The 26,880-nt window shown below is 64.0% G+C and carries 25 protein-coding genes; 13 read left to right on the top strand and 12 right to left on the bottom strand.

The window, feature by feature from the left end; translation table 11 throughout:
* The first annotated feature begins 190 nt into the window (after window positions 1-190).
* Genes GY769_13550 through GY769_13540 form a run of 3 tightly spaced genes read left to right on the top strand, consistent with a single transcriptional unit; the run spans window position 191 to window position 3,331 of the window.
* On the top strand, window positions 191-1,252 hold the full coding sequence (locus GY769_13550; protein MCP4202942.1) for a hypothetical protein: 1,062 nt from the start codon (window positions 191-193) through the stop codon (window positions 1,250-1,252).
* A gap of 49 nt (window positions 1,253-1,301) precedes the next feature.
* The gene (locus tag GY769_13545; GenBank protein MCP4202941.1) at window positions 1,302-2,150 is read left to right on the top strand and encodes an MBL fold metallo-hydrolase; all 849 of its coding nucleotides are present in this window, start codon (window positions 1,302-1,304) and stop codon (window positions 2,148-2,150) included.
* A complete protein-coding gene (locus tag GY769_13540) occupies window positions 2,147-3,331 on the top strand; it encodes a class I SAM-dependent RNA methyltransferase (protein MCP4202940.1) in 1,185 nt (394 codons plus the stop codon). The genes GY769_13545 and GY769_13540 overlap by 4 nt, the downstream gene beginning before the upstream one ends.
* A 29-nt stretch (window positions 3,332-3,360) precedes the next feature.
* On the opposite strand, the gene GY769_13535 is transcribed toward GY769_13540, so the two are convergent.
* Window positions 3,361-3,534 (bottom strand): SelT/SelW/SelH family protein, encoded by a 174-nt coding sequence (locus tag GY769_13535; protein ID MCP4202939.1) that lies wholly within the window; start codon window positions 3,532-3,534, stop codon window positions 3,361-3,363.
* 170 nt (window positions 3,535-3,704) lie between these two features.
* Between GY769_13535 and folE the strand changes: the two genes are divergently transcribed.
* From folE to GY769_13520, 3 genes are all read left to right on the top strand, one after another.
* A complete protein-coding gene (gene folE / locus GY769_13530; GenBank protein MCP4202938.1) occupies window positions 3,705-4,292 on the top strand; it encodes a GTP cyclohydrolase I FolE in 588 nt (195 codons plus the stop codon).
* Window positions 4,293-4,380: 88 nt separating this feature from the next.
* A complete protein-coding gene (locus tag GY769_13525) occupies window positions 4,381-4,863 on the top strand; it encodes a GWxTD domain-containing protein (GenBank protein MCP4202937.1) in 483 nt (160 codons plus the stop codon).
* A gap of 12 nt (window positions 4,864-4,875) precedes the next feature.
* Window positions 4,876-5,952: a 3-oxoacyl-ACP synthase gene (locus tag GY769_13520; protein MCP4202936.1), complete on the top strand. Its 1,077-nt coding sequence runs from the start codon at window positions 4,876-4,878 to the stop codon at window positions 5,950-5,952.
* 70 nt (window positions 5,953-6,022) lie between these two features.
* Here the strand turns inward: GY769_13520 and GY769_13515 are convergent, their stop codons facing one another.
* The 10 genes from GY769_13515 to GY769_13470 all read right to left on the bottom strand — a co-directional run bounded on the left by GY769_13515 (window position 6,023) and on the right by GY769_13470 (window position 13,883).
* Complete coding sequence (locus tag GY769_13515; protein MCP4202935.1) at window positions 6,023-7,006, bottom strand: tetratricopeptide repeat protein; 984 nt, start codon at window positions 7,004-7,006, stop codon at window positions 6,023-6,025.
* 56 nt (window positions 7,007-7,062) lie between these two features.
* Window positions 7,063-7,782 (bottom strand): TVP38/TMEM64 family protein, encoded by a 720-nt coding sequence (locus GY769_13510; protein ID MCP4202934.1) that lies wholly within the window; start codon window positions 7,780-7,782, stop codon window positions 7,063-7,065.
* Between the two features lie 16 nt (window positions 7,783-7,798).
* A complete protein-coding gene (locus GY769_13505) occupies window positions 7,799-8,053 on the bottom strand; it encodes an oxidative damage protection protein (GenBank protein ID MCP4202933.1) in 255 nt (84 codons plus the stop codon).
* On the bottom strand, window positions 8,054-8,320 hold the full coding sequence (locus GY769_13500) for a hypothetical protein (GenBank protein ID MCP4202932.1): 267 nt from the start codon (window positions 8,318-8,320) through the stop codon (window positions 8,054-8,056). It abuts the gene before it with no gap.
* Between the two features lie 7 nt (window positions 8,321-8,327).
* A complete protein-coding gene (locus tag GY769_13495; GenBank protein ID MCP4202931.1) occupies window positions 8,328-9,278 on the bottom strand; it encodes an SDR family oxidoreductase in 951 nt (316 codons plus the stop codon).
* A complete protein-coding gene (locus GY769_13490) occupies window positions 9,278-10,606 on the bottom strand; it encodes a UDP-glucose/GDP-mannose dehydrogenase family protein (GenBank protein MCP4202930.1) in 1,329 nt (442 codons plus the stop codon). The genes GY769_13495 and GY769_13490 overlap by 1 nt, the downstream gene beginning before the upstream one ends.
* Before the next feature lie 196 nt (window positions 10,607-10,802).
* A complete protein-coding gene (locus tag GY769_13485) occupies window positions 10,803-11,960 on the bottom strand; it encodes an MCE family protein (protein ID MCP4202929.1) in 1,158 nt (385 codons plus the stop codon).
* Complete coding sequence (locus tag GY769_13480) at window positions 11,950-12,702, bottom strand: ABC transporter ATP-binding protein (GenBank protein ID MCP4202928.1); 753 nt, start codon at window positions 12,700-12,702, stop codon at window positions 11,950-11,952. The genes GY769_13485 and GY769_13480 overlap by 11 nt, the downstream gene beginning before the upstream one ends.
* A gap of 12 nt (window positions 12,703-12,714) precedes the next feature.
* The gene (locus tag GY769_13475; protein MCP4202927.1) at window positions 12,715-13,479 is read right to left on the bottom strand and encodes an ABC transporter permease; all 765 of its coding nucleotides are present in this window, start codon (window positions 13,477-13,479) and stop codon (window positions 12,715-12,717) included.
* Window positions 13,479-13,883 carry a hypothetical protein gene (locus GY769_13470; protein ID MCP4202926.1) on the bottom strand — a complete coding sequence of 135 codons (405 nt, stop codon included), beginning with the start codon at window positions 13,881-13,883 and terminating at the stop codon, window positions 13,479-13,481. The genes GY769_13475 and GY769_13470 overlap by 1 nt, the downstream gene beginning before the upstream one ends.
* Before the next feature lie 34 nt (window positions 13,884-13,917).
* Here GY769_13470 and GY769_13465 point away from each other — a divergent pair, with 34 nt between their 5' ends.
* The 7 genes from GY769_13465 to GY769_13435 all read left to right on the top strand — a co-directional run bounded on the left by GY769_13465 (window position 13,918) and on the right by GY769_13435 (window position 26,252).
* Window positions 13,918-14,673 (top strand): 1-acyl-sn-glycerol-3-phosphate acyltransferase, encoded by a 756-nt coding sequence (locus tag GY769_13465; protein MCP4202925.1) that lies wholly within the window; start codon window positions 13,918-13,920, stop codon window positions 14,671-14,673.
* A 152-nt stretch (window positions 14,674-14,825) separates the two neighbouring features.
* Window positions 14,826-15,764 carry an Mrp/NBP35 family ATP-binding protein gene (locus tag GY769_13460; GenBank protein MCP4202924.1) on the top strand — a complete coding sequence of 313 codons (939 nt, stop codon included), beginning with the start codon at window positions 14,826-14,828 and terminating at the stop codon, window positions 15,762-15,764.
* Window positions 15,765-15,789: 25 nt separating this feature from the next.
* Window positions 15,790-16,485, top strand: coding sequence for a UDP-2,3-diacylglucosamine diphosphatase (locus tag GY769_13455; GenBank protein MCP4202923.1), 696 nt, complete (start codon window positions 15,790-15,792; stop codon window positions 16,483-16,485).
* Window positions 16,482-17,783, top strand: coding sequence for a 3-phosphoshikimate 1-carboxyvinyltransferase (gene aroA / locus GY769_13450; protein ID MCP4202922.1), 1,302 nt, complete (start codon window positions 16,482-16,484; stop codon window positions 17,781-17,783). The genes GY769_13455 and aroA overlap by 4 nt, the downstream gene beginning before the upstream one ends.
* 55 nt (window positions 17,784-17,838) lie before the next feature.
* A complete protein-coding gene (locus GY769_13445) occupies window positions 17,839-21,939 on the top strand; it encodes a hypothetical protein (protein MCP4202921.1) in 4,101 nt (1,366 codons plus the stop codon).
* A 96-nt stretch (window positions 21,940-22,035) separates the two neighbouring features.
* Entirely contained in the window at window positions 22,036-25,335 is a 3,300-nt protein-coding gene (locus GY769_13440; protein ID MCP4202920.1) for a hypothetical protein, read from the top strand.
* 104 nt (window positions 25,336-25,439) lie between these two features.
* Window positions 25,440-26,252 (top strand): ABC transporter permease, encoded by an 813-nt coding sequence (locus tag GY769_13435; protein ID MCP4202919.1) that lies wholly within the window; start codon window positions 25,440-25,442, stop codon window positions 26,250-26,252.
* A gap of 31 nt (window positions 26,253-26,283) precedes the next feature.
* Here GY769_13435 and GY769_13430 read toward each other — a convergent pair whose 3' ends face one another.
* Window positions 26,284-26,772, bottom strand: coding sequence for a GAF domain-containing protein (locus tag GY769_13430; protein ID MCP4202918.1), 489 nt, complete (start codon window positions 26,770-26,772; stop codon window positions 26,284-26,286).
* Window positions 26,773-26,880 lie beyond the last annotated feature (108 nt).

Raw genomic sequence — 26,880 nt, 5'->3', positions numbered from 1 at the left:
ATTCGCCCGTGACGGAGAAACCAACGTCTATACCTATGAGTGTGAGAACGAAACCTGTGATCCCGATGTCACGAGGACGCTGGTAGAGGTACACAGGAAAGTCGATGAGTTTGCGAATCGTGATCCGAGCTGGCGAGGCGGGGGCAAGCACGGCGCACACGGAGACGAATCAACAGAGGAATAGAGTGAAATGACGACCACAGTGCATATTGTCGGTACCGGAACCATCGGCGAGCCCCTGCTCGGCCTGTTCGCGGACTTCGGGGATAGGATGGGTGTCGACGAGGTGACGTTTCACAAACGGACCCCCCTCCAGGCGGACCGTCCGCGGATCCAGCACCTCATGAATCGTGGCGCCAAGCTCGCGGTGGACGCCGAGCGGCGGAAGGACTTCGAAGCCCTCGGCCATGAGGTCAGCTATGAGGCCAGAGAGGCGATCGAGCGTGCCACCGTGGTCATCGACTGCACGCCGGCGGGCAACGAGAACAAAGAGCGATACTACGAGAGTATTCCCGGCCCCAAGGGTTACCTGGCCCAGGGTAGCGAGTTCGGTTTCGGGATCCCCTACGCACGAGGCGTGAATGACGAAGCTTTGGTTCCGGGAGAGACTCGCTTTATTCAGATCGTGTCGTGCAACACGCACAACATCACGACCCTGATCAAGACTCTCTGCCACGATTCAGATTCCTATTGCCTGCAGCAAGGGAATTTCGTGTGTATGCGCAGGGCGAACGATGTCACCCAGACCGATGGTTTCGTCCCGGCGCCGTCATTGGGGGCTCACGGGGACGGCGAGTTTGGCACTCACCACGCGCGGGACGCCCACTACCTCTTCGAGACCCTGGACCAGGATTTCGATCTGTTCTCGAGCGCGGTGAAGCTCAATACGCAGTACATGCACTCGATCTGGTTTCGGCTGGCCTACGACCGGGATACCTCGGTGGACGAGGCGGTGAGTCGTCTGCGTGCGAACCCGAGAGTGGCGGTCACGGAAAAGCAACAGACGAATGTCGTCTTCAGCTTCGGGCGCGATCATGGCTATTACGGCCGGATTCTGTCGCAGACCGTGGTCTCGCTTCCGACTTTGGCCGTGCGGCGCCAGCGCGAGCTCTACGGCTTCTGCTTTACGCCTCAAGATGGCAATTCCCTGCTGTCGTCGGTTTCGGCGGCTCTGTGGCTGGTCGATCCCGACGCGTCGTCGGTTTCGGCCCGGCTGGAGCCCTTGAGGCAGTGGCTGTACCAGGAGGTCTAGCCGCGAGCTGCTCGTTTCCCGACTCGCCGCGCGCGAGCTCGACGAGCAGATGATGCGCGGTGTATCGCTGACATTTGACGGCCTCAATATCCGTGGCGTTTCGCGCGCCGGGGACGAGACCTGGTTTCGTGTCGATCCGCCGGGCCTGGCGCTCGACGTCGGCAGGGGCGCTTCGCCGCTCGTCGGAACTCGATGGATATTCATCAGTCACAGTCATCTTGATCACGCGGCCGGTATCCCCTGGGTGCTCTCGCAGCGCAAGCTCCAGGGTCTCGGGCCCGCCACGGTTTTCTGTCCCAAAGGTCTCGTCGATCACCTGCGTGAGTACATCCAGGCGGGAGGGCGGCTCGAAGGTGAAGAGCTCGAGGCCGAGGTAGTAGGGCTCGAGCCCGGCGACAGTCATGAGGTGGGGCGGGGGCTACGCCTCGAGGCGTTTGCCGCGGCCCACACCGTTCCCACTCTTGGCTGCCATCTGATTCGCCGGCGGCAGAAGCTTCGCTTCAAGCTCGAAGGCAAGTCGCCGACCGAGATCGCCCGTCTCAAGCGTGACGGTGCAGAGGTCGTGAGGGAGTTCGAGGAAGTCTGGCTGAGCTACTGCGGAGACACCAGCGCGGCGGTTTTCACTGACGAGCCGCGGCTCTTCGGAGCCAGGGTCCTTCTGCTCGAGTGTACGTTTCTGCCCCCGGAAACGCGGCGGTACGGCGAGCGTTTCGGACACCTTCACTTGCGGGATCTGGTAGCTGTCGCAGATCGTTTCGAGAACCAAGCGATCGTGCTCTGTCACCTCAGCAGGCGATACCGCTTGACCGAGCTCGCGGAAGCAGTTGCCCAGGAGCTTCCGGGGCTGGCCGAGAAGATCCACTTCATCACCGGCGATGAGCCCGGAGTTGGGAAATGACCACCGCCGCCGAGCTCCTTGCAAAGGCCGACACTCTGGAGGCCGAGATAGAGAAGCTGGTCGCGGGAGGCGATGGTTTGGCGCGCTACCGGGGCGTGCCGATCTTCGTTCCGCTTTCGGCGCCCGGCGACAAGTTGCGGCTGCGGGTCGTCGAGCGTCGGTCGAGCTACGCGAGAGCCGAGATTGTCGAGATCCTGGAGCCCGGGCCGGATCGCCGGAGGGCCCCCTGCGAGCACTTCGAGAACTGCGGCGGGTGTAGCTTGCAGCATCTCGAAGACGAGGCCCAGACCCGCTGGAAGGTGGGCGCCGCGCAGGAGACACTCGAGCGTCTCGGAGGGGTCGAGCTGAACATGCCGCAAAACGTGATTCGTGGTGACTCCTGGCACTATCGCCTGCGGACGCAGTTGCAGCTCGACGGCGAGCCGGGCTCTGCGAGCGTGGGTTATTTTGCTCGCGGCAGTCACGAGCTCGTCGGCGTGCGCGCCTGTCCCGTACTCGTGGAGCCGCTCGAAGAGTTCATCGTCGGTCTCGCCAGGCGCCTCGACCGGCGGGTCCCCAAACGACTCGATGTGGCGCTGGGCGACGGCGGAGAGATCACCTGCGGTCCGGTGTTGCCGGGACTGCCGAAGGGGGCCGTGCGCAGACGCATCGGCGACCATGAGTATGAATACGATTCTCGCACCTTCTTTCAAGCGCATGCCGGTTTGCTGCCGGAGTTCGTGGACGCGGTGGTCGGTTCGGATACAGGCGAGGCCGCCTATGATCTCTACGCCGGGGTGGGGCTGTTTTCGCTGCCGCTGGCGCGCCGATACCGACGGGTTGTCGCCGTCGAGGGGGATCGCAACGCCTTGCGCTATCTGCGCAAGAACGCCCAAACGGCTCGACTTACGAATGTGGAGACCATCGGCTCGGCCGTCGAGACCTGGATCGGACAGTTACCCGAGCGTGTCGATCGGGTGGTCGTGGATCCGCCGCGCCAGGGGCTGAGCCTCCATGTGAGAGGTGTACTGAAACGCTTGCGGCCCAAGCGCTTGACCTATGTGTCCTGCCACCCGGCGGCTCTGGCCCGCGACCTGAAGTCTCTGGTCAAGCGCTATTCGCTCGAGAGTCTCTCCTACGTCGACCTCTTTCCACAGACGGGCCATCTCGAGATTGTGGCTCGGCTGTGTGACCCGAGCTGATTCCCCGAGCCGGAGCTCGGCACGCTCGCCTATGCGGACAGGTGAGTGGACAGGGCCTGTTCGACTTCGCCGGGCTCGGGGAAGCGCCCGGTGCTCTTTTTCGAATACAGGTTCTTGCCGTCGAGGGCGATCTCGAAAACGCCGTCCTTGCCTTTGATCAACTCGGGTCTTTCACCGAACCGCTCGGCTATCTCGTCCGCCAAACTGGCGGCTCTGGGCTCGTAGTTTCAGACGACACAGTATTCGATCGTAATCCTCGCCATCGGTGCCTCCTGCCGTAGTATAGCCGGCCGGATCGAGGGGATGCGGTATCCTCGCCGACTCTGAGAGGTTCATGGAGGTCACGATGTCGACTCTTGAGACAGCCGAAGCTATGAGGGCTGAAGACCAGCCCGTCGAGGACGAGCGGGTACTGCGAATCGCCAGCCACGTCCGGGGCCTGCTCGAGGAGCTCGGTCTGGACCCGACGGATCACAATCTTCGCCGCACCGATATCCGGGTGGCCAAGATGTACCTGGAGATGTTCCGAGGCCTCGATCAGGCCGCCGAGCCCCAGGTCACTACTTTTCCAAACGAGGAAGAGTATTCGCACATGGTGATGGAGAAAGACATCCCCTTCTATTCGATGTGCGCCCATCACCTGGTTCCGTTCTTCGGCAAGGCCCACATTGCCTATATCCCGGAGGAGCGGATTATCGGGCTCTCCAAGTTCGCTCGTATCCTGGATTTCTATGCCCGTAGGCCACAGTTGCAGGAAAGGCTGACCGAGCAGGTGGTTCGTTACTTCGAAGAAGAGCTCAAGCCCCGAGGCGCCATGGTGGTGATCGAGGCTCGACATCTTTGCGTCGAGATGAGGGGAGTCAAGAAGCCCGGCGTGATGACCGTGACCTCGGCGCTTCGGGGCGCGTTTCACGATAAGGCCGTTCGGGAGGAGTTTCTTGATTTGTTGCGCCGCTCCTAAGAAGGTTCTGCTGTCGGCGTTGCTCGCCGCACTGCTTGCATCACCGGCACTGGCCAAAAAGAGCCGGAAGCTCGAGAAGGAGGACCTCATGAACGTTCTCCTGAGCCCGAGCCTGGCTCAGTGGCTCGTGGGTCCGGTCGCGCATATCGCCGAGGCCGAGGAGATAGAGGCCTACCTCCGCCTCGCTGACGACCAGGCCGCGGAGGCGTTCATCCAGGAGTTTTGGCAGAAACGGGTCGATCCCAATAACCCGTGGGCCGGCCGGCAGGTCAAAGCAATATTCGATCAGAGGGCCGAGGTGGCAGATCGGCTCTTCACGGAGGGTGCGAACCTGGGCAGAAGAACCGACCGCGGACTGATCTACATCCTCTTTGGAGCACCGCGCCAGAGCGGCTTCGTGCAAGATGAGCGACGGAGGAACACTACGGTGGAAATCTGGCTCTACGACCCGAAAGTGCGCCGAGGGTTGGACGGATCGGCTCCCGACGAGCGCTACTACTTCACCCGGGAGGATGACGTCACGGTCTTCACCGCGGCGCCGAGAATCTCCGCGCCGGTGGTTCGGCGCTAGCACGGCTGTACGATGGCTGGCACAGAGCTCAGAGCCGTTCTGCAGGGTGCCGGCATCGCGATTCCATCGGTCGAGGTCACGAACGACATGTTGGCCCGGGTGCTGGAGACCAGCGACGAGTGGATTCGTGCCCGTAGCGGAATCGTCACACGGTTCTATGTCGAGCCCGGCGTGGGATCGGCGGAATTGGGAGCACAGGCCGCGCAGAGAGCGCTCGAAGACGCCGGTGTCGATGCCGAAGAGGTGGACTACATCGTTTGTGCGACGATGACCCCGGACCACTACTTTCCGGGCTCCGGGACTCTGCTGCAGCAGCATCTCGGAGTTGGCCCCAAGCCGGCTCTGGACCTTCGCCAACAGTGCGCCGGCTACGCCTACGGCTTGCAGGTGGTCGACGCCTTGATTCGAAGCCGCCAGGCCGAAACGGTGCTTCTGGTGGGCTGCGACGTGCACTCCTCTCTGATCCCCTTTCCCGCGAAGTCCTGGCGCGTCCTGCTGGGCCAGGAGCCGGGCCCGGTTCCCGAGGCTGAGTACGAGTGGAACTCCAGGTTCCGCCACCTTGTAGTGCTGTTCGGAGACGGAGCCGGCGCGATGGTATTTCGGGCAGAAAGCGGCACGGACCGGGGAATTCTCGGGAGCCGGCTCCGGGGAGACGGCAACGAGAAGGAGATTCTCTATATGCCGGGCGCTGGTTCGGCATCGCGTCCCTGGGTCGATGCGGAGATGATCGCCGAAGGTAGAACGGTGCCGGTAATGGACGGTCGCAAGGTGTTCAAACTGGCAGTGAGTCGAATGCCTCGGGTGACGCTCGAGCTTCTCGAAGAGCAGAACCTATCGCTGGAGGAAGTCGACCTGCTGGTGATGCACCAGGCCAACCTCAGAATCAACGAAGCTGCGCAAAGGGCGCTGGGCCTACCGGACGAGCGGGTCCACAACAACATCCAGGTTTACGGCAATACAACCTCGGCAACGCTGCCGATCTGCTTTCACGGGGCACGGCAAGAGGGCAAGGCTCCCGAGGGTTCTCTGGTGGCCTTTGCGGCGCTAGGGGCCGGGTTGCACTGGGGTGCGGTTCTGGTGCGGGTCTAGCAGCCACCGGCTGCTTGCTACCGACGATTGCCTGCTGGGACGCCGGCGGTTGCCTGGGCCGAGCGACGTGCTAGTCGGTGTCGCGCCGGTAGTGAGTATGGAGCTGGACGGTCACGCCACGCAGGAGTTGCTCCGTCAGAGCTTGCCACTGGCCCGGGGAGAAACGACCGGGTGGAGCGCTTAACTCCAGCTGGGTTCCGCCCGCGCCGTCGTCGGACACCTTGATTCGCAGGTCGCTCCAGACCAGCGCCCACCTGGGCGTGACCTCGACCTGCGGATCGAATGCCTGACCGGCCAGCTGGAGGCTGCTGATCACGGCATCCAGCACTTGGCTCTGGCCGGCGAGGTACGGCCTGTCGTAGCTCTGCCTGGCGATCGGGGCGCCGCGGGCGTGCCGGAAGCCGTCCGTGTTCAGAAGCTCCTGATAATCTGGCGATTCGTTGAGCGGCGCGAAGTTCGGGTCGGTGCGTGCGCGTCGTCGCATTCTCTCGTCGAGGGCAACCGCGCGCCTGAGGTTGGCAATGGCCGGTTGTGCGAATCCTCTCATGGCGTAGTTAGACGCCACCAGGTAGCGGGCCTGAGGATCCCCTGGGTTGCGTGTCAGATAGTCCTTGAATCGCTTGGCGGCTTCGTCAAAGCGGTCGAGTAAGAGCAGCACGGTGCCGATGTTGAGCGAGTTGTCAGCGGCCGAATCGTCCAGAGTCTCGGCCTGACCAAAGGCCTCGAGCGCGCCGGCGTAGTCTTCGTCTGCGAGTTCGAGAGCGGCTCGGTTGAGCCAAGCCTGACGGCTCCTCGGATCGAGCTCGAGCGACCGGTCCAGATCGCGCTTGCCCTTTTCCAGATCTCCGATCATGAAGTGGGCGGTGCTGCGCAGAAGCAGACCCTGAGGATCTTTGGGTTTCTTCTTGAGCCATCGGTTGAGGAGGTCGAGTGCTTCCTCGGGTCTCGAGTCTTCAATGAGTGCGGCGGCCTCAGCCAGATCGGCCGCGCCCCCGGCCGCCGCCGGATCGGCCGCCGGGGCTCCGAGAACGCCCAAGAGAAGCGCCGCCGTCACGAGATACCTCGACAGCCGTGCATTACGGCTCGCGAGAGGACTGGATTCGAGGCAGCTCATTCGACGGGCGGATGGTTCAAGGGCTTTCGGCGACGAAACAACGTAGGCACGAATGATAGGGCCAAGACAGCCAGCAGACCGATGGCACCCTTCACAATGACCCCGGTGCGCTCGCCGGAGGTGGCTTCAAAGAGCGTGTAGAAAAGGTAGGTCCAGACACCCACCGAGATCGCCATGCCCAGAGTCGACGCCACGAAGTAGGTGCCGAAGCGGATTCCCGCCAATGCCGCGCCATAGTTGACGAAAGGAAACGGAACCGGCAAGAAGCGCAGACGAAAAACCGTCCAGAAACCGTGTCGGTCCCATATTCTCAACATCGCGTCGAACCGCTTCGGACCCACTAGTTTGCGGATCAGATCGCCTCCTAGCCAGCGGCCGGCGCCGAAGCTCAGAGTCGAGCCGATGACGCAACCCAACAGGTTGTAGAACCAACCGCCGAACACGCCGAAGACCGCTGCACCCGAGAACATCAGCGGGCTGACCGGCAGCCCGACCAGGCCGAAGAGCGTGAACAGCGAGACCAAGAGTGGGCCGGTCCAGGGCTCGTCGCGAAAGGAGAGCAGCCGTTCAACGATGAGATCCCGCTGTAGCCAGTCCGCGAGCGGCGTCCAACGAGCCGCTGCGAAAACCGATCCCAGGACCGCAGCCAGAATGAGCGCTCGGAGCACAGCCGACCGGGTCGAGCCGGTCGACGACAGCGGCACGTTCTCGTTCATCGAGCCAGGTTCCAGGCTAGCCGGCCTGAGGGGAGCCGTCGAGAAGCAAGAACTCGCGCATATGTCGCTCCAGAATGCCCAACGACTTGGGATCCATGAAGTTGAGACGCAGCTCGTTGATGATCATCACCTCCGCCTGGGTCCACTCGTGCCAGCAGGCCGCACAGATCTTCTCGGCGATTTCGGCGCCGGCGGGTCCGGGAACCGGCGCCGCGGGCAGCGGGGGCTCGGTCTTACCGCAACGAACGCACTGAAAGCCGGCCTCGGTCATTTAGCGAACCTCACTTGGCAGCACGATCCGGCTGTCGGCCCGGGACTCGATCTCTCTCGGTACGCTGACCAGCAGCAGCATTTCTTTCCCCTCGACGGAACCACGCAGGGCCTTGACGAGGTCGTCGGGTACCGCGAGCTTGACATAGGCCGGGCGCTTGGCATTCTGCCGAGCACTGTCCATCAGGAGCCTGCTCACCGGCGTGGCGGACACTCGTTCGGGGTACTTCTCCAGAGCGAACTTAAGGGTTTCCATCTCGCTTGCCATGGCTTTCCTACTTCTCGTCGGTCTCGGTCAGCAGCTTGCGAAAGTACTCGATGGTCGACTCGAGACCGTCCTCGAGCGAGACTTTCGGCTCCCAGCCCAGGTTCTCGCGGGCCGAGCTGATGTCGGGCTGGCGGGTCTTGGGGTCATCGATCGGCAGCGGCTTGAATGCTACCTCGCTCTCTGGATTGATCAGCCGCGTGACGGTCTCCGCGAACTCCAGAACCGTCATCTCATAGGGGTTACCGATATTCACGGGCTCTCGTATGTCACTGTTGAGCAGTCGCCAGATTCCTTCGATCAAGTCGTCCACGTAGCAGAAGGATCGGGTCTGGGAACCGTCGCCGAACACCGTCAGGGGCTCGCCGCGAAGGGCTTGGTCGATGAACGCCGGCACGACTCGACCGTCATGAGGGCGCATGCGAGGCCCGTAGGTGTTGAAGATCCGCACGATTCGTGTGTCGATCGCGTGAACGCGATGGTAGGCCATGACCATGGCTTCGGCGAAGCGCTTGGCTTCGTCGTAGACGCCCCGCGGCCCCACCGGATTTACGTTACCCCAATAGCTCTCGGGCTGAGGATGGACCAGGGGATCACCGTACACTTCGGAGGTCGAGGCCAGCAGATACCGGGCCTTCTTGGCTTTAGCAAGGCCAAGCATGTTATGCGTGCCGAGCGAGCCGACCTTAAGCGTCTGGATTGGGAGCTCCAGATAGTCGATGGGGCTTGCAGGAGAGGCAAAGTGCAGAACATTGTCGAGCGCTTCGTCGGTTTCGAAGGGTTTCGTGACGTCGTGCTCGACGAAGGAGAAATCCTCCCGACCGATGAGGTGCGCGATGTTCCTGCGATTGCCGGTCAGGAGGTTGTCAACGCAGATGACTCGATGCGATTCGGCCAGCAGCCGGTCGCACAGGTGCGATCCGAGAAAGCCGGCTCCACCGGTGACCAGTGAAGTCGTCATTAATTGGCCTCGTCTCCGCCGACCGGCAGCCGGCCGACCGATACGTAGTGAAATCCGGCTGCGGCCATCTTCGCCGGTTCGTAGATATTGCGAAGGTCGATGATTACCGGCTCGTGGAGTAGCTCGCGCAGCTTTGCCAGCTCCAGGGCGCGGAACTGGTTCCATTCGGTGACGATGACCAGCCCGTGCGCACCTTCGGCGACTTCATAGGCGTCGTTGCAGAAGGTCACTTGGGGCCATTTCTTCCGGCATTCATCCATGGAAGCCGGATCGAACGCCCTGACCTTGGCGTCACGCGAGAGCAGACCGTCCACGACCTCGATTGCCGGGGATTCGCGAACGTCATCCGTTTCGGGCTTGAATGAGAGGCCCAAAACACCAATGGTCTTGCCGCTGACGCCGCCTTCGATCGTGTCTTCGATCTTGTAGACCATGCGCTCTTTGGTGGCCTGATTAACCTCCAGGACCGACTCCATGATTCGAAAGGTCTGGCCCTGATTGCTGGCGATCTGCACTATCGCCCGGCTGTCTTTCGGAAAGCAGGAACCGCCGAAACCCGGGCCGGGGTGGAGGAACTTCGGGCCGATCCGGCTGTCCAGGCCCATGCCCCGGGCGACGACCTCGACATCTGCGTTCAGGGCTTCACAGAGATGTGCTATCTCATTGATGAACGAGATCTTCGCGGCTAGAAACGAGTTTGAGGCGTACTTGATCAGCTCCGCGCTCTCTACCGAAGTGATCACGAAGGGCACGTCCGCGACTCGGAGTGGGGAGTAGACATCGAGCATGATGTCGATCGCGCGTTGGTCAAGGCTCCCGATGACCACTCGGTCGGGCTGCAGAAAGTCCTCGATGGCCGAGCCCTCTCGCAGAAACTCCGGATTGCTGACCACGGCGAACTCCTGAACGGAGCTGCGAGCTTCCCTGACCACGTCTTCGATCATCCGGCCCGTGCCCACGGGTACAGTGCTCTTGGTAACGATGATCTTGTAGCCGTTGAGATTCTCGCCGATCGAGCGCGCGACCTGCCGAACATAGACGAGGTCGGCCGAGCCGTCGACTCGAGAGGGCGTTCCGACGGCGATGAAGATGGCGGTCGCGTCTCGAATCGCGGGTCCGAGCTCGGTCGAGAAATCGAGTCGGCCGGCAGCTATGTTCTTGCGCACCATGCCGTTCAAGCCGGGCTCGTAGATCGGGATCTCGCCGCGTCGCAGAGCCTCGATCTTGGCCTCGTCCTTGTCGACACAGACCACCTGCATGCCGAAATCCGCCAGGCAGGTTCCGGTAACGAGGCCTACGTAGCCACTACCAGCAATACAGATCTTCATAGTCTTCTCGTACCGGCCCGAGGCCTGATGGGATGACCTGGGAGCAGGCCTTCGCGAATGGGAGCTTTCTTATCTTGGCTTAGGGGCTTCGAGCCCATTCGAACGTCCGCACAAGTGGCCGGTACGCCGCTGGCCCGGTCGAAAAGATACTCGATACAAGCCTCTTCCGCAAGGTCTCGAGCGCTTCGGTCGGCCGCTAGGGGGTTGCCGGGGCGGCCGGCTCCGAAGGGTCCGCCGAGAGGTCGCCGCCGGCGTCGTCGAACCGCTTTTCGATGCCGGCCTTCTGCCGGTTTCGGATCAGCCAGCGCAAGAGCCTGGATTCGTTGATGCCAACGACAATGTCGTCCATGGCCTGGTAGAGATGCGGATCGTTGATGATCTGACCCAGGGCGCCCTCGCCTTTCTCCAACTTCTCGGAGACGACGTTCAGGTTCTCGATCAGCTCCTTGAGATCCCGGGTGACGTCGTTCGCGAAGGTCTCGTCGCTCAGGAAGCGTTGAAGCAGCCCCTCATTGTCATGGAACTCGGTGACGATCCGATCGGCACCTTCGGCTGCGGATCGGAGGCTGCCCAGAGTCTCTATGACCTCGCTCTTCATCTCCGGGTCGCCTATCAGTGCCGCCAGGGTGCCTTCGCCCGTTTCGACCTGATCGAGCACGGTCTCGAGTCGGCTCATCGAGCCCTCGAGCCGAGCAGCCAGTTTGTCGTCGGCAAGAAGCTGTCCGATCGTTCCTTGCCCCCTGGCCAGGCGACCCGAGATGATCTCGAAGTTCGAAAGCGTATCGACAACGGATTCCTTGGCACGTTCACCGGTTTCGCTGGCGATCAGCAGCTCGCCGAGCAGGCCTTCGCCTGCCTCCACGCGATCGAGAATGCTGCGCAGCGAGTAGGAGATTGCCACGACGTTGTCGACGGCGTCCTCACCCGAGGTGAGTAGACGGTCGACGTCCGTGGGCGCCGCGGCCTTGATCTCACCATCGACCGCTACGATTCGGCTCTCGGGCGACCCCGACGAGATCTCGATGTACTTGTCACCGAGGAGACCGAGCGTCTTGATTCTGGCGACCGAGTCCTCTCGGATGCGATCAGCGTAGTCTCGATCGAGAGAGATCCAAACGGTCAAGAGCTTCTCGTCGACGGCTTTTGGAAGCACGACTCGCTCGACCCGGCCCACCGTTACGCCGCTCAGTTGAACCGGGTTTCCGGCGGCGAGCCCGCCGACGTCCTTGAAGTGGACGAAATACCCGTTCTTGAGTGCGAACAGATTGTTGCGCTCGCCAACCAGAAAGATACCCGCTGCCAGAGCCGCTAGAGCGACGACGACCAGGGCTCCAACTTTCACTTCACGAGTCATCTTCGTCCTCCTCTTCTCCGGCCAGAAACCTGACCAGGAGAGAATCCGAGCTGCTTTCGGCGTCGGCCCAGGTGCCGAGGAACCGGAACCTGCCGTTTTCGAGAAAGGCCAGGCGGTCCGCGATCGCCCGCGTGAGCGCAAGGTCGTGGGTGACCACAATCGACGTTACATCGTGCGACCTGCGCGCCGCTTGGATCAAGTTAGCGATCGTGGCGGAGGTCATGGGATCGAGTCCGGTGGTGGGCTCGTCGAAAAGCACCACCTCGGGGTTGAGAGCCAGTGAGCGCGCGAGCGCCACCCGTTTCCTCATGCCGCCGGAAAGCGCGGCTGGAAGTCGGTCCTCGATTCCCTCCAAGCGCACGGCGCTCAGCTTGTCGCGGACTCGCAGTCGGATCTCGGGCTCCGCGAGCCGAGTGTGCTCCCGGACCGGGAAGGCGACGTTTTCGTAGACACTCATAGAGTCGAAGAGCGCGCCGCCTTGAAACAGCATCGCCACGCGTTGCCGGATGGGGACTAGGTCTTTCTCAGAAAGGTCGGCGATGTCGGTACCGTCGAAGAAAACCGCGCCGGAATCGGGTTTCTCCAGACCGTTGAGTTGCCGCAAGGTCACGCTCTTGCCGCATCCCGAGCGGCCGAGGATGACGAAGCACTCGCCCTTCTCGACCTCGAAGGAGAGATCGTCGAGCACCGGCTTGGGGCCGTAGCTCTTGCTGAGATTTCGTATGACGAAGAGAGAGCTCACGCGCTCGACCTGCTAGAAAAGCACGTAGAAGATCTTGGTCAGGAAGAAATCGGACACCAGAACCATGATCGACGCCATGACCACCGTGTTGGTCGTCGCCCGTCCGACACCGTCCGCTCCGCCTCGGGCCATCAATCCGTTGTGGCAGCCGATGATCGCGATGAAATAGGCGAAGCAGACCGATTTGCCGATGCCGCTGCAGATGTCGTCGATCGTCAGCGCCCCCAAGACGTCGTTGATGTAGAAGCCGGGGGTCAGATTGAGCTGAAAGGTGGCAATGATCAGTCCGCCGAGGACGCCGAGGCCGTTCCCCAGGATGGTCAGGGCGGGGAGCATGATCAGGGTCGCGGCGAGCTTGGGTGCGACGAGCTTCTTGACCGGGTCGGCGGCCATCGAGCGCATGGCGTCGATCTGCTCGGTGACCTTCATGGTTCCGAGCTCGGCGGTCATGCCGGCGCCGATGCGGCCGCCGACGATCAGGGCAGTGAGAACCGGTCCGAGCTCGCGAACGACGGACTTCGATACCACCGTTCCGATGTAGTACTTGACTCCCAGGCCGGGAAGGCTGTAGGCAGTCTGGAGAGCGAGAACCATTCCGGTGAAGATCGCCGTGATGCCGGCGACCCCGAGCGAGCGCACACCGATCTGCTCCATTTCGCGGACCCAGATTCGAACAGCGTACGGAGGGCGAACCAGGGCCAGAAAGCCGCTCTTGGCGAGGACGCTCAGCCGCCCGACGTCGTCGAGCCATTGGGCAAAAAAGCCTCCGCCGGTCATTACCTTATGGACCACCAGGAGGCGATGTGGAGCGTTCCGAACAGGATCTCGACGCCGGCCAGCAGGTAGAGGCCGGCCAGGTCCGAGTCGCTCGCGGCCGCAATCAGCAGCACCAACCCGATCAGGAACCGACCGGAGGTCGCCAGCGCTACGATGCCGCTGTAACGACGCACGTCGGAAGCGGCCAGCAGGTAGTAGCAGCCCAGCAGTGCCGCCAGCGTGGCCAGCACCTGAAGGTAGAATTGCGGATCAGGTCGAGAGATATGAAGGACACCGACAGCCGTATCGGGCGCCAGGCCGAGAAGAGCGCCCAGGCCGAGGTTGAACAACCCACCTATGGCCAGGCTCCCTTGGAGGACGCGCTGGAAGCGGAACCGGCGCGCGAAATGCTCCGTGTGAGACATCCGCGAGGATTGTAGCAAGGGCCCAAGCAGCGACATGACGGTTTCAACTACGGGGTTTTGGTCGGTTCTGAAGGTGTTCTTCGGCACTCTGATCGGGAACGGTTTTCTGGTTGTCGGGACTCTCTTCTGGGCCACGGTGGCCTTGCTCTTCGGCTGGATCGGATCACGCGGCCATTTCATCTTCTGGGTTGCGAGGACTTGGAGCCGCGGCGTGCTTTTCTTTGGAGGGGTGCGCGCGCTACCGGCCTTCGAAGTGCCTCTCGATCAAGAGGGTCAGTACGTCTTCATGGCCAACCATAGGAGCCTCTTTGATATCCCGGCTCTGCTTACCACCCTGCCCGGCCAGACCAGGTTCCTGGCCAAGAAGAGCCTGTTTCAGATCCCGCTCTTCGGCTGGGCGCTCAGAATGGGTGGCTTTGTGACCATCGACCGCAGTGATCTGAGCACGGCGCGGAACAGCTTCGCGGTCGCGGTCACCCAGCTCGAGGAGGCGGGAGTTTCGGTGCTCGTCTTCCCGGAGGGCACCCGGTCTCTGAGCGATGAGCTTCTGTCCTTCCAGCGCGGCGGCTTCTTACTGGCGTTGAAGAGCGGACTGGCAATCGTGCCCGTGGGAATCGCCGGCAGTGCGGAGATCCAGCCCAAGAAGAGTCTCAAGATACGCCCGGGTGTAGTGCGGGTAAACTACGGAGGCCCGATGCCGGTTCAGGACTTCGGGGTCAGCCGTAAGCAAGAGCTCATTCAGGAAGTCCGAGAGCAAGTCGAACGACTGATAGCCCTTGGATCTTCCTAGGAGAAGTGCCCATGTCAGAGCCTCTGGAGCAAGCCGTTTGGAACAAACTCAGGGAAGTCCGGTTTCCTGGGATGAGCCGCGACATAGTGTCCTTCGGGTTCGTCGATCGCGTCGCCGTGGAGGATTCGGGGCAAGTTCGGGTCGAGCTCGAGATAGCTACCCATCGCGAGGAGCTCGCCGACGACGTGAGGCGAGCCGTGAAGGACGCTGTCGGCGGTTTGAATGAGGTCCGGGAGGTCGACGTCGAGCTCCGGCTCCAGCGCCCCTCGGCGCCGGCGCAGGAGGCGGTCTCCCGCGACGCGAGCCTGATTCCCGAAGTCGCCAACGTGGTGGCCGTCGCCAGCGGAAAGGGTGGGGTCGGGAAGTCCACGGTCGCCGTCAATCTGGCGGTCAGCCTGGCCCAGGCCGGACACCGAGTGGGCCTCTTGGACGCGGACATCTATGGTCCATCGCTGCCGATGATGTTCGGCATCCAGGAGCGACCGCGTGTCGACGGCGACCGGATCCTCCCGTTCGAGCGCTATGGCGTCAAACTCATGTCACTGGGCTTTATCGTCGACACCGATACCGCGATGATCTGGCGCGGGCCGATGGTGATGAAGGCGATCGAGCAGCTTCTCGGCGATGTCGAGTGGGGAGCGCTCGACTACATGATCGTGGATCTGCCGCCGGGCACCGGTGACGCTCAGCTCACGATCAGCCAGCGGGTGCCGCTCTCGGGCGCGATCGTGGTCACCACACCTCAGGATATCGCCTTGATCGACGCCCGCAAGGGCCTTTCGATGTTCAAGAAAGTCAACGTGCCGATCGTCGGCATCATCGAGAACATGTCGGGCTTCGTCTGCGCCCACTGCGGTGAGACCACCGATGTGTTCAAGCGCGGAGGTGGTGAGAAGACCGCCGAGGTCCTAGGCTGCAACTTCCTGGGTCGAGTGCCGCTCGATCCGGCGATCATGCACGGCTGCGACGCCGGCGTGCCGGTGGTCGAAGCCGAGCCCGACGGTGCGCACGCTGAATCGTTCCGTAAGCTGGCGGACGCTGTGGTAGCGGCGGCGGTCGCCAACACCCCACCCAGGCTATCGATCTTCTAGGGGTCCACCGGCCACGCCCGAAGTCATGTCTGTAGCGGCCATCGCTGACGCCCACCTGGGAGGCCCGGGAGGCGCGGCCTCACCGCTCGCCGACCAGATCGACGCTCTCCGTCCGGACGACTGCGAGCGGCTGATTCTTCTCGGTGACCTCTTTCAGGTCTGGGTCGGCAGCCGGCGCTTCGAGACCCCCGAGATCGCCCTTGTCGTCGATTCGCTCCAGCGCCTCCGCGATCGCGGTGTGCCCACTCACTATATCGAGGGTAACCGGGACTTCTTCTTGCGGGGGAGCGAGTACGAAGCCTACTTCGACTCGATTGGTGCCGAGTTTTCCTTCGAGACTTGTGGGCGCAGGTATCTGGTCGTTCACGGTGACGGTCTGAACGCGCGCGACTACCTGTACCGTTTTTGGCGCCGGTTCTCGAAGAACCGTCTGAGCCGCCTGGGTATGCTGGGATTGCCCAGGACAATAGCGGATTTGCTGATTCAACGCGCCGAGCACGGCCTCTCCAAGACCAATTTCAAGCACAAAACTCGGATTCCCGAGGAAGTCCTCCTGGCCTACGGCCGAAAGCGACTCAGCGAGGGCTATGACGAACTGCTGCTCGGACACTTCCACGAGCGGCATGACTGGGAGGTACCGGAAGGCAGGGTCCGGATTCTGGACGCGTGGTTCGCGACCCACGCGGTCGAGTGGATTCCCGGCGAATTCAGGCAGCCGTGAACGTTTCAGGTGAAGGCGTTCGGCCGATCGGTCCGCCAGCGCGGGCCCACGGCACGGTTCGTCTCCCGTCCTCGAAGAGCGTCACCAACCGCGCTCTCAATCTCTCACTCCTCGCCGGTGGAGCGACCGAGATCATCCGGCCGCTCGAGTCCGAGGACACGGCCGCGATGGTGGTGGCCCTCGACCGGCTCGGATACGCGGTGAAGCGAGTTGCCGGCGATTTGAGGATTGAGAGAGAAAGATCGGTGAAACGGGCGGACATCGACTGCGGGGCTTCGGGCACGATGCTCCGCTTCCTGACGGCGTCACTGGCGACGCGACCCGGTTTCTGGACTCTCGACGGCACCGAGCGACTGCGCCAGCGACCGCTCGGCCCGTTGATCGCGGCACTCAGGGATCTGGGCGCCGAGATCGAGTGCCTCCAGAACGAGGGCTTCGCGCCGATTCGAATTCGGGGCGGCTCGCTTCAGGGCGGCCGGGCCAGTTTGAATGCGAGCTCCTCGAGTCAGTTCCTGTCCGCGCTTCTGATGGCCTCGGTTCGAGCCCGCGAGTCGGTCTCGATCGACGTCACCGGGCTCGCCTCTGCTCCGTACGTAGAACTGACGTCGCGGGTCATGGAGGACTTCGGCTTGGTCGTTGGCCGAGCGGACAACAACTTTACGATCGCGCCGCAGGTAGTTGCAGAGGAACCTCGGAGCTTCGAGGTGGAGGCCGATTACTCGAGCGCCTGCTACTTCGGCGCCGCGGCTGCGCTTACCGCGGGCCGGGTCAGCTTGATGGGGCTGAGACCCGGCTCCGCACAGGGGGACTCCCGCTTCTTTGCGGTTCTCGAAAGGATGGGCGTTCGATGTGACTGGATCGACGGCGGCCTCGAAGTCGTCGGACCCACCTGCCTGGGGGCCGTCACCGAAAGCTTCTCGGACATGCCCGATCAAGTGCCCACCTTGGCGGTCATGGCTCCTTTCGCCGCTGGAACCACCGAGATCACCGGCGTCGGTCACCTGCGCCTCAAAGAGAGTGACCGTCTGGCGGTCGTCGCGACCGAGCTGGAGCGCGCCGGCGTCGAGGGCGTGATCGAGAGACCCGACGCGATAACGGTCCCGGGCGTTTGGGCGCAGCACGAGCCAGCGCCTCGGCCCGTGACCATCGACACCGCCGACGACCACCGCATCGCGATGAGCTTCGCGCTCCTGGGCCTTCGCCGTTCCGGCCTCTCGATCGCCGTGCCCGAGGTCGTCGCCAAGTCCTACCCGGACTTCTGGAGAGATTTTCGCGCGGTCTGTGAAGCGCCGATTTGAGCGCTAATCGCTGGACAGACGCCGCCTCCGAGTATAGAAAGACACGAGTAGGGAAATGGTCCTTCGGAGACTCTTGGTCGGCCTGTGGGGCGTCGTGGCTCTGGCTTCGGTGGTGTCCGCCGAGGTTGCCATTCGCGGCAGGGTGAATCTCGGCCCCACGGCGCAGAGGGCCGGAGCCGAAGTCCGGCTACTGCCCGAGATCTCCGACCACGCCCTCGGCTTGTTGGCGCTCGAAGGCAAGTGGGCGCCGGAGGCTGTGGTCTCGACCGAGGTCGACGATTCGGGAAGATTCGAGCTGGCTGCGCCCGGAGTCGGGATGTGGCGACTGCGCCTCGCTGCCCGCGGATACCTGGCACAGGAGTTTCATCTTCGACCGCTGCTGGGTCCGATCGAGCTGCCGGCGGTTGAGCTCGCAGAAGACACGCCGGTGGAGATCAGAGTCGTCGACGGCAATGGCGAGCCGATCGCCGGTGCTCGAGTTGGAGCGAGCGTCCGGAGGGACCCGGCGAGGCGCCGATGGCCCGCCTCTTCTCGGTGGGTTCCGGTGCGTCGCAGGGCGACCACCGATGAGGACGGACGCGCGCTCTTGCCTCGTGGCGACGGCGAGCGCCTGGAGATCTCGGTTTTCGAGAATTCGTTTGTCGAGCCCAAGAGCGTGACTACCGAGGGAGAGCCCGTGCGCTTCGAGCTCGAGAGGGCTCCTCGGCGAATTGAGGTCGAAGTCCGGGGGCTGGGGCGCGCCGAGCCCGGGTCTCTGATGCGTCTCAACCGCTGGTCGGTCGGATTGACCAACGAGACCGGCCGACTCGAGCTCGCGGTCCCGAGCGGCCAGCCGCTCGAGGTGAGGGCCAGCACTGCCGACGGTTCATCCGGATCGCAGAACGCCGAACTGGAGGATTCCTCCAAGCTCGAGTCGCCGCTGGTGATCCGTCTGTCGGCTCCGGTCGAATTCTCGGGCACGGTTGTCGACGCCGAGGCTCGACGGCCGGTCGACGGTGCTCTGGTCTGGGTGGCGCGCGAGCTTTCCGCGTGGGCCGAGACCGATGCCGCGGGTGGCTACCGGCTTCCGCTTCTGCCAAGCCGAGCAGGGTACCGGCGCTCGGTGAGCGCGGCCGCCGAAGGCTACCTTCCGGGGAGTGCCGAGATTGTCGACAGGGGCTCGTCCGTGCCGACCGTGGCTCTGATCCCTTCGATTCGACTGCTGGGAGTCGTCCGGAACAGCTCGGGCGATCCGCTTTCCGAAGTGGAGGTCACAGCGAGGGCCGCTCCGAGTCGGACCAAGGTCTCTCGAGTCGCCCTGCGTAATCCGCCGGCTCTGTCGTATTCGGGCCCCGACGGCGGTTTTGTTCTCAGCCCGTTGGTTCCTGGTCATCGGTACACGGTTAGAGCGAAACTCGAGGGCTATGCCACGACCGAGGTCGAGGCCGCGGGACTCGAAGCCGGGCGCGATCGGGTGGGTTTCGAGATCATTCTTACTCAAGGTACTGGGGCGTTCGGCCGGATCGTGGACACCGACGGCGCGCCGGTCGCCGGTGCTGAGGTAAGTCTGGCGAGATCGAGCGCCGGTGGCGAGTCGCTCTCCCGGCTTCTGATGTCGAGATACCAGGAACCGTTGCGGGAGAGCGTTCGGACCGATGAGGACGGCAAGTACGAGATCCCCCATGTGAACGCCGGCAGCTACGACCTTGAAGTCGAGGCCGCGGGTTTCGTTCGTGTCGAGGTTCTGGCCCTCGAAATCTCGCCGGGGGGAACCGATCTCGGTACGACGGCCCTCGAGCCGGGCGCGGCGGTTGGCGGGCTCATTGTCAACCGTGAGGGCGAGCCTCTGGCCGGCGCCGAGGTGTCGGGAACCCCCAACGATATGAGGATGCTGACGCGGAGCAGTTTCTCGCCTTTCGAGAGCGGCGTGAGCGCGACAGCCAACGAGCGCGGGGAATTCCAACTCGAGGATCTGACGGCGGGCAGCGAAATCAGCTTGATGATTCGTCTCGAGGGCTATGGCGAGCAGTCGGTACCGGGCGTGAAGGTTCCGACCAGCGAGCCGCTGGAGATCGTACTGGAGCGGGCCGCAAGGGTTTCTGGGCGCGTTCTCGGGGCGAATCGGCATCCCGTCGAGGGGGCCAGGGTCCAGGTGCTCGTGCGACGGACCGTTGCAGGGGGTTTCTCGAGCTCGTCGGGCCAGGGTTCCGCCGAGACGGACGGCGACGGAGAGTTCGAAATCGAGAATGTGTCACCTGGACCGCTGCGCCTGACCGTGAATGCCGAGGGCTGGCGCACGTCAGCCCTCGAGGACCTGGAGGTGGCTGCCGGCGAGGCGGTCAGCGGGCTCGAGATCGTGCTCGAGCGCGGCGCGACCATCACCGGTAGGGTTCTCGGGTCGAACGGGGAGCCCGTGAGCGAGGCGTTCGTCTCGATCCACGTGGAACCGGGCGCTCGGGCGTCGTTCATGCGGGGAGCGTTCTCGCGCTCAGACGGCGATGGACGCTACCGGCTCGAGGGGGTCGAGCCGGGGCTGCGCCAGGTTGTGGTGCGGGATGCGGACCGGCAGTTGGTGCGTGAGCTCGAAGTGGCGCTCGGGGAGAACCGGCTCGACCTCGTCTTCGAGGCCGGCACGGAAGTCGCCGGGCGGGTCGTGGGCGACGGCGGCAGTCCGGTCGCCGGAGCCCTGGTTCGGCTCGTCGCTCCGAGCGAGTTCATGAATTTTGGGGGCGCCGGACAGGAGACCGGGCCCGACGGGGCGTTCCGGTTTACCGACGTTCCGGACGGGAGCTTTCAGTTTCATGTGGAGAAGCAAGGCTACGCCCCCGCCGTCTCGGGAGCCGCCTTCGAAGTGGCGGGCACGCCTCTTTCTGGAATAGAGATCCGTCTCGAGGCCGGCACGACGGTGCGGGGTCGGCTCCTGGGGTTGGAAGATGCCGCGGTCAGGAATGTCCAGGTCTACGCGGTCCAGATGACGCCGCGCCAAGTCAGCTTGGGCCTGGTTCGCGCGGATGGCTCCTATGAGGTGAAGGGATTGAGCGCCGGCGAGTGGATGATCGCGGCCCGGATCGAGGCGACCGGACAGACGGCCGACGCACGGATCGAGATCTCGGCGGGAGCGAATGAGCAGACGCTGGATCTGGAGTTCACCGCCGGGTTGACCTTGACCGGAACCGTTCTTAGAGACGGCCAGCCGGTCGCCGGGGTCCACCTCGGGATTCGGGGGCTCGAGGTTCAGTGGATGGCCCGGGTCACGACGGATCACGAAGGGCGCTTTGAGCTTTCGGGGCTCAAACCGGGCCCTCACGAGATATCGGTGCCGGGAGTACATACCGAAGTGGTTTCAATGAGCGGTGACGAAGCCATCGTCATCGATCTGTCGACGGTACGGGTTACCGGGCACATCTTGGATACGGCGACGTCGGAGCCGATAGCCGGCGCCGCGGTGAAGCTCGAGCCTCTGCAGCCGGTGGCCGACGACATGCCGCGAATCTGGCGAGGTTCGGAAACTACAGATTCCGAGGGCTTCTTTCGGATCGAGGAGGTCGGCACCGGCAGCTACCGCCTGCGCGCGGAGAAGACCGGCTACGCTTCGGGTGAGCTCAACCTTGCGGTTGGGCCCGATACTCCTCTGGAGGGTCTGGTGTTGCGCCTCAGCGCCAATCGCGGCATTTTGCTTCAGGTTCTTTCGGCGGCGGGCGGCGCACCGCAGAGCGTAACCGTGGCTGTGGTAGACGAGGGTCGCGCGTTCGAGGTCGGCAGCTACCCATCGATCGGGCACGGGCGGGTCCGGGTCTCGACGGTGCCGCCCGGCGTGTGGGACGTTCTGGTGCTCGCGCCCGGCTTTGCGGTCGCCGCCGTCCGTGCCGAAAGTCCCTCGACGGTTCCTGTGCCGGTAGCGCTGACGCCCGAAGCGCGACTCGAGGTGGTGGTTCCCGAGATCCAGGGCGAGCCGGTCAAGGCGGAGGTGCGTCTGACCGGCCCGGACGGGCGGTCGCTCCGGGTGCCGAATTGGGGCTCTCTGAGGGACAGATGGCTGCTCTACTCGGGAACCGCAGTGATCTCCGGGGTTCCGGACGGGCAGTGGCTGATCCGCGCCGAAGCGAGCGACGGTCGCTCCTGGGAGCGCACGATCACTGCGCGGGGCGGAACCCTCGAGCGCGTCGAGCTTCGCTGATCGGCGAGAGCCGTCCGCTCGGGTGTAAGATCCGGTGAGCTTTCCGATCAAACATTCCGTCGGCTTGGTTGAGCGGGCCCGCGGAGAACGGGGGAGATGGTGGCGAAGAGAGGCAAGATCTCGGCGAGATCGAGACTGCGCGGGAAATCCAGACCGCGTTTGGAGCATGCGGCGTTGCGGCCGGCCGTGGGGCAGCCGCTCGCGGCAGCCCGGTTGACCGACCGTCAGCGCATCGGCCTCCTGTTTCAGGGGGCCTGTGCCATGGCTCATCTCGGCGAGCGGGGCTGGACGGTCCGCGACTGGTCCAGTGCCAGTGTCGACGGCGACGCCTTGTTGTCGGGGCTCGCGGCGGTACCGGCTGCGGCCGATGCTCTGCCCCAGAAACTACTGATTGCCCTTTTGCGCGAGCTCTTCCAGACCGAGGGGGCACCGGCAGGACGAGGCCAGGGCCGGCGCGTCGCCCGAAGCCTCCTCGTTCTCTGGCAGCAGAGCGTCAAGGCCATCGCTCCGGGCCAGGCGGTGGACGATCTGCTCCAGAAGGCGCCCTTCCTTTGGGAGCAGGAGTTCTCACGCGCTCGAGCCTGCCTGGCCGCTCGTGCCACCGAAAATGGAAACTCACGGCTGCGGGTTCTGGGGCCGAGGCATTTCTCGAGAGCCATGAGAAAGGGAGCCCAAGATCTGGCCCAGGTCGCCGGACGCTTGTCCGGGACCGATGCGAGAGAGATCTGGCGTGCCGATGCCGGAGGCCGTTCGCCGCTCCGGCTGGCGGAAGCCGGGCACTGGCGAGCCGCGGCGAGAGCCTGGGAGGCGGTTCTGCCGGAGACCACGGAAGAACGCGTCGAGTGCGCGCGCTCACTCTACGCCGTGGGCCGGTTTCAAGACGCGCTCGAGACTTTGAAGGGCCTACGGCGGCCGTCGGCTCGGATCCTGCGGCTCTGGTGCTTGTACAGGCTGGGCAAGCTCGGACCGGCGAAGCGCGAGCTCGGCGCGGTCGACCGCGCCGACCTGACTCCGAGGCAGCGAATGCAGCTCCTGGCTGTGGCACTCCGGGTTCTGGAGAACCGAGGCGCAACGAAAGAGGCCGACCGCTGGCTGGCCGAAGGATTGCGGGAGCAAGACGCCGCGGCTCGAAACCGGGCCGAGCTCCTGGCCGCCTTGAACGCTTGGGACCGAGGCGATCTCGAGACCATGCGCTCCCGACTCGATCGAGTCGCGAAGGCACTGAACGGCGTAGGTGGCGGAGAGGACTTCGACTGGCGGTGGCACAAGGCGAAAGGACTGGAGGCAACCGCGCGCAAGGATGGCGTCGTGGCCGCAGGCCACTTCGGCGAGGCGTTGCGCATCGCGCGCCGCCGGCTGACGCCGTTCGAGGCGGGAGCGCTGTGGAACGAGTTGGCCATGGGTCGAGCACTCGCCGGCGATCTGGACGGTGCGGAGAGGGCCCTGCTGCACACGCTGAGACTCCACAGGGAGGTCCAGGGGTCGCGGGTGACGACCTCGGCACTGTTCAATCTGGCCGAGATCCGCTTGCGACTTGGCCGGCTCATCGGAGTACTGGATATTCTGGAGAGAGCCACGGCCGAGGACCGGCGGGCGCGCAACTGGCGCAGCCTCGCCCACGATCTCGAGCTGTGGGTTCGTTACGAGCTGGTCCGAGGCAGAGCGCACGCGGCTCTGGTCAGAGCGCGCGAAGCGATCGACGAGCTCGCCGATCGGGGAATCTCCTGGCGGTCCGAGGAACTGCACGTGCTTGCCGCTCGGGCGCTCGGCTGGCTCGGGCGTTCCGAGGAGGCCGCAGCAGAGCTCGAGTCGGCGAGCATGGAAACGGCGGGAGAGTTGGAGCCCGAGGAGGTTCCGGCCCTGTGGGCGCTGGCGGGTGATCGCGAGGCCGCCCTGGCCGCGGCGCCGGATGGGTCGCTGCGCAGGCTGTGGTCGATGGTCCTGACCGGCACGGACCCGAGCGCGGACGATTGGCGGGCACTCGAGGAGGTAGAGCCCTACCGTGCCGGCCGGTTTGTTTTCGACGTCGAGTTGGTGGCGCCCGGCACTTCACCGCCTGCCATCTTGCGGCGTGCCGTGGTTGCTCTGCGAGAAGCCGGTGCTGGCCCCTTGGCGGAGCGCCTGGATGCACGGGATGCAACGGCCTGGCGCGCTCTTGGGGCCTATCTGGCGGGGCGACGAACGACCGCCGAAGAGCTTGACCGGCTCTTTGTCGATGCGGGGTATCCGGAAGTGCGGCTGCTGTTTCGGAGGCCGACCGGTGACCAAGTCCTTCGCGAAGGCCGGGGAGGCGTGAACGAAATCAGCCGGTCGCTTGCGCGCGGAGACCTCGTCTTGCAGGCTCCGTTTATCGACGAAGTGCAGAAAACCTTGCTGGCGATCCTGGCCGAGTCACTCGAGCCGCACTCCTTGGCGCTCGAGGCGGAGGGGGTTGCCGAGGGTGACTCGCAGAGAGCCGGCGCCCCGAGCAGCCAGTCTGCGATCGTGAGCCAGTCTGCCGCCGTCTTCGACGTGCTGGAGCGTGCAGGTCTCCTGGCCGCTTCGGAAGTGCCGATCATGATTCTCGGAGAAACCGGTACCGGCAAGGAGCTACTGGCCAAGGAGGTCCACGCAAAGAGCCGGCACAGCGATGGCCCATTCGTAGTCCTGAACTGTGCCGCCGTTGCCGAGGAGCTTCTGGCGTCCGACTTCTTCGGACACGTCAAGGGCTCGTTCACAGGTGCTGCGCGGGATCGAGCCGGGATCTTCGAGACGGCTCGGGGCGGCACGGTCTTTCTCGACGAGATTGGCGATCTGCCTTTGGGGGCCCAGGGCTTCCTCTTGCGGGTTCTGCAGGAGGGGGAGGTTCGGCGTGTGGGCGAGAGTTTGCCCCGCAAGGTGGAGGTTCGGGTGGTCGCCGCCACCCATCGCGACCTCGAGGGCATGGTCGAGGAGGGAAGCTTTCGGGCGGATTTGTACTTCCGGCTGCGGGTCGGCGCGCTCGAGCTGCCGCCGCTGCGAGACCGTGGCGAAGACGTCTTGATTCTCGCCGAGCACTTCCTGCACCGAGATCCCGTGAGTCGAGTGCTCGGACTGAGCGAGGCGGCCCGGAGGCTGTTGCTCGACTGCGACTGGCCAGGCAATGTGCGAGAGCTCAAGAACGTCTTGTCTGTCGCCGCGGCTCTCGCGGCCGGCGGCGAGGTGCTCCCCGAGCACCTGGACTTGCCCTATCGGCCGGCGCGAGCCGGGACCACGCCGGACATCGGGTACCATGAGCTGGTCCTGAACTACCGGCGCCGCCTCGTCCGAGACGCGCTTCGATCGGCAAATGGGAACCGTGCAGAAGCAGCCCGTCGCCTTGTCATCAACCGACAGCTTCTGTCCTACCTGGTGCGCACGCTAGAGCTCGATCCGTGACCGGTTTCTTGCTGCGACGGCTCGGGCAGACGATCCCGATCGCCCTTCTCGTCGCGACGCTGGTCTTCTCCCTGATTCACTTGATCCCCGGGGATCCCGTGGAGATGATGCTTGGAGAGGGCGCGCAGCGGTCTCAGGTCGAAGAGCTCCGTCACGACCTGGGGCTGGATCGGTCGCTGACGGCCCAGTACCTGAGCTTCCTGGGTGGTCTCGTGCGCGCCGATTTGGGAGTGTCCCTGCATTTCCGAGAACCGGTGATCCGGATTCTCGCGCGGCACTATCCGGCCACGATCGAGCTGACGCTGGCGAGCATGGTCGTCGCGCTTCTGGTCTCGATTCCTCTCGGCGTGGTCGCAGCGAGCCGTCGCAACCGGTTTCTCGACCACTTTTCGAGGGCTTTGGCGCTGGTTGGTGTGTCGATGCCCAACTTCTGGCTCGGGCCGATGCTGATTCTGCTCTTTGCCATTCAGTTCGACCTGTTCCCGGTATCCGGCAGAGGTGGTTGGCTGAGCCTCGTACTTCCGGCGATCACCCTTGGAACAGCTCTGTCGGGACTCTTGACCAGGATGGTTCGCAGCTCGGTTGCCGAGGAGCTGGAGAAACCCTATTTGAGGGCGGCGCAGGCCAGAGGGCTGGGCCGCGGCCCGGTCCTTCGACGGCATGCTCTCAAGAACGCCTCGATTCCGGTGGTCACGATCGTCGGCCTGCAGTTCGGTGCTCTTCTCACCGGAGCGATCATCACAGAGACGATCTTCTCCTGGCCCGGCCTGGGCCGGCTGGTGATCCAGGCGATTCGCCTGCGCGACTATCCTTTGGTGCAGGGGAGCATCCTGGCCATCGCCTTGACCTACATTCTGATCAATCTGATCACCGATGTGGTCTACGCGATGCTGGATCCCCGGATCCGAGTCGCGTGACGCGGGGCTCGATGGGCAGCCCCGGTCTGCTTCAGAGCTGGCGGCTCAGGATTGCGGCGATCGCCTCGAGGCCGGCCCGATCATCGTTGTCGAACGCCGCCGGTGCGTGTGAATCGAGGTCCAGCACCGCTGCCAAGCTGCCGTCCTTCCTGTGAACCGGAACGACGACCTCGGAGCGAGCGGCGGAGTCACAGGCGATGTGGCCAGGGAAGGCATGGACGTCGGGCACGACCAGCGATCGCTGTTCGGCGGCAACGGTGCCACAAACCCCGCTGCCGAACGGGATCTCGAGACAGCCCAAAGACCCTTGATACGGACCGATCCGCAGCAACGCGTCGTCCACGACCCGGTAGAACCCGGTCCAGCTGGTGTGCGGCAACATGCTGTGAATCAGGCTCGCGGCGGACGCCATGGTTGCGACGTCGTCGTCGAGACCCCGAACGACCGATTCGATTTGACCGGCGAGCTCCCGGTAGAGCGCCGGCTTGTCCGGAACTTGCCGGTGGGCCGCCTTGGTCATCGCCGCGGAGCTTAACAGGGTCCCGAAGAACTCCCGGTGACCGGCGCGACGAGGGCTTCGGTGCGCAAAAGGACGGTGTAGAGTCGCTGGCGGTTTGAAGGAGTCATT

Source organism: bacterium (assembly GCA_024224155.1).
Taxonomy (GTDB): Bacteria; Acidobacteriota; Thermoanaerobaculia; order Multivoradales; family JAHEKO01; genus CALZIK01.
This window is presented reverse-complemented; position numbering and strand designations above follow the sequence as displayed.